The organism is Lentibacillus sp., assembly GCF_035301675.1.
In the GTDB taxonomy this organism is placed as follows: domain Bacteria; phylum Bacillota; class Bacilli; order Bacillales; family Amphibacillaceae; genus Lentibacillus.
This window is the reverse complement of record NZ_DATGTT010000080.1, coordinates 1-3193: the sequence shown is the minus strand read 5'-3', so window position 1 is coordinate 3193 and position 3193 is coordinate 1. Positions and strand designations below refer to the sequence as shown.

The window sequence follows — 3193 nt, the reverse complement described above, 5'->3', positions numbered from 1 at the left end:
AATGATCATTACGTTTCCATTAAAGTCGACCGAGAAGAGCGCCCAGACATTGATTCAGTCTACATTAAAGTTTGCCAGATGATGACCGGACAAGGCGGATGGCCGTTATCCATTTTCATGACACCGGATAAAGTGCCATTTTATGCCGGAACCTATTTCCCCCGTGTCAGTAAATACGGTATGCCCGGAATTATGGATGTTCTTACCCAACTTTACGAGCGATATAATAAAGAGCCGGACCATATCGCAAAAGTGACCAAAAGCGTCACTGACGCACTGAAGAAAACCGTTACGGCCAAAAGTGAAAACCGCCTGCCCAATAAAATGACCGGCAAAGCTTTTGAGCAGCTCGGAAAACGATATGACTTGACGTACGGCGGATTCGGTTCGGCACCAAAGTTTCCTACTCCACAAAATTTGCTATATCTGCTGAGGTATTATCACTTCACAGGCAAAACCGCCGCGTTGAAAATGGCAGAAAACACATTGCAGGCAATGGCAAAAGGCGGGATTTACGATCATGTCGGATTCGGATTTGCACGCTATTCCACCGATGAGAAATGGCTTGTCCCGCACTTTGAAAAAATGCTTTATGATAACGCATTGCTGCTTATTGCATATATCGAATGCTATCAGGTTACCAATAATCCGCTGTATAAAGAGGTCAGCGAACAGATCATCACATTTGTCATGAGAGAGATGCACAGTTCTGAGGGCGGCTTCAAATCGGCGATTGATGCTGATTCGGAAGGCGTTGAAGGAAAATATTATGTTTGGGATTATGATGAAGTCTTCAACATCCTCGGTGAGCAGCGCGGCGATTTATATACTTCTGCTTACGGCATAACCCCTGATGGCAATTTTGAAGGCAAAAATATCCCGAACTTGCTGGACAGTGACTTAGAAGCTATCGCAAAGAACCATAACATGAGCGTATCAGAACTTCATCGGGAACTCAACGAGGCGCGAAAACAATTGCTGTCAGCACGCGAGAAACGTGTTTACCCGCATGTGGACGATAAAATCCTGACGTCATGGAACGCCATGATGATCGCCGCGCTCGCTAAAGCCGGAAAAGTTTTTACTGAACCAAAATATATCGAGACTGCCGAAAACAGCGTTCAATTCATCGAACAAAACCTTATTCAAGAGGGTCGGATGATGGCCCGTTATCGCGACGGTGAAATTAAATATAACGGCTATCTGGATGATTATGCCTTTATGCTGTGGACTTATACTGAACTGTATGAAACGACGTTTTCGCTGAAATATCTGAAGCAAGCAAAGACCCTAGCCAATGACATGATTGACTTATTCTGGGATAACGATCAGGGCGGATTTTTCTTCAACGGCCATGACAGTGAAGAACTACTGTCACGGGAAAAAGAAGTTTATGACGGTGCACTCCCTGCAGGTAATGGAGTCGCGGCAGTTATGCTCGCCAAAATCGGCTATTTGACCGGTGAAACAGTCTATTTGGATAAGCTGGAAGAAATGTTCTACACGTTTCACGATGATATTAACAGCGCTCCTGTTGCGGGCATCCATTTTATTCAAAGTCTGCTTCTGATGGAAAATCCAACAAAGGAGGTCGTGGTGCTTGGAGAGCCAAATTCGTTTACTGCAGAGCTTCAGCGGGAATTTTTTCCAGACGTGACACTCCTGGTCGGCGATAACGCTGACACGCTGGCTGAATCCGCTCCGTTTGTATCCGACTATAAGCAGCTGGATGATCAAATGACGATTTATGTATGTGAAAACTTTGCATGTCATCAGCCAACGACCGATACAGAAAAAGCCTGGGAATACATCCGGAGGGACCGCTGAAGTTGTGAACTTCAGCGGTTATGATGTGAACTTCAATCAGATTTATTGTGAACTTCGGGCATTTTGCATGTGAACTTCGGGCAGGTTAATTGTGAACTTCGGCATTTATATCAATTGCTGCTATGTTATACTTATAACACCATCATAATTTTAAGGGGGGGATCGTTATGCAGAAAGTCAAAATGAATGTGCAGACCATGTACCATGGTGATTTGCTTCGGGCTGGAAAAATCTATGAAGTCGACGAATCAACTGCTGAACGATGGATTGCCGGCAAATTAGCTGAAAAAGTCGAAGAAACGTAAAGCTTTCTATCACATTGAGAAGGTATACTGGAAAACAAGGAGGTGAAAAAATTGAAGGAGCAACGCCTGGAACACATGGAAGATATGCTTTCCCACTTAATCTCAATGGTCGGCAGCATGCGTACTGATCAGGCTGAAATGAAAACGCAATTGAACGGGCTAACAAAGGAACAGGCTGTGATGATAGAAGATCAGGCTGTTATGAGAGAAGAACAAAGCGAAATGAAAATAGAACAAGCTGCTATGAAAAAAGAGCAAAGTGAAATGAAGAAAGAGCTGACATCAATAAAAACAGAACAATCCTCAATGAAACAAGAGATTTTCACAATGAAAACGGAAAACGACAGACGCCATCGGGAAATCATGGATGAATTCAAAATCCTGCGAGCAGATCAGGATCACATCTGGAACAAAGCTGTCCAAAACGAACGTGACATCGCTCAATTAAAGCATCAATTTTCGGATTAATACCTCTGTATCCTCATTAGCAAAAGATACTCAATACAAAAGAAAACCCTCGTATCATGTCCTCAGGGCGACACGTACAAGGGTTTTTATCTATCATAATCGGTCATCTGTTTGCAAAAAATTCTTCTGCCTCATCCAGGTATTTTTCCTGGTCGGGAGTCATATCATACTCCTCAACAATTGCATCAACCGGACATACTGATACACATGCACCACAATCAATACATACATCCGGATCTATGTAATATTGCTCCGGCCCTTCTTCTATACAATCAACCGGGCAAACATCCACACATTCGCCTGACTTTTCACCGCGGCATGGGTCCAATATAACAAAAGCCATCGATCATGACCTCCTTCCATTACTATAATTATAATGATACTTGATATCGAGATGGCAGGTGAATTGATTGATACCCATCAATCACCCTCGAAATAAAGATGATAATGGATTGCACAGCCTGGATTAAAGGCTGCATCACACAAAGGGCATCGGTAACTGCTTCCAAAATATTCATTTATCGTCAGTTCAATTTTGCAGTTCCCGCAAAGAATGGCTTTTTGATCAAACTTTTCTTTCGGCCAGACAGTTG

Annotated in this window: 5 protein-coding genes; 3 read left to right on the top strand and 2 right to left on the bottom strand. The window is 43.2% G+C overall.

All coding sequences use genetic code 11. The features are described from left to right. The 3 genes from VK097_RS13130 to VK097_RS13120 all read left to right on the top strand — a co-directional run. On the top strand, positions 1–1827 hold a 1827-nt coding region (locus VK097_RS13130), incomplete at its 5' end, for a thioredoxin domain-containing protein (protein ID WP_324212263.1). Positions 1828–1994: 167 nt separating this feature from the next. Continuing rightward, a complete protein-coding gene (locus tag VK097_RS13125) occupies positions 1995–2132 on the top strand; it encodes a hypothetical protein (protein ID WP_324212262.1) in 138 nt (45 codons plus the stop codon). Between the two features lie 51 nt (positions 2133–2183). Further along, a complete protein-coding gene (locus VK097_RS13120; RefSeq protein WP_324212261.1) occupies positions 2184–2600 on the top strand; it encodes a hypothetical protein in 417 nt (138 codons plus the stop codon). A 103-nt stretch (positions 2601–2703) separates the two neighbouring features. On the opposite strand, the gene fdxA is transcribed toward VK097_RS13120, so the two are convergent. Both fdxA and VK097_RS15545 read right to left on the bottom strand, forming a co-directional pair. Continuing rightward, complete coding sequence (gene fdxA, locus VK097_RS13115; RefSeq protein ID WP_324212260.1) at positions 2704–2943, bottom strand: 4Fe-4S ferredoxin; 240 nt, start codon at positions 2941–2943, stop codon at positions 2704–2706. Positions 2944–3020: 77 nt separating this feature from the next. After that, positions 3021–3193: CHY zinc finger protein (locus VK097_RS15545; RefSeq protein WP_491713100.1), on the bottom strand; the 173-nt coding region annotated here is incomplete at its 5' end.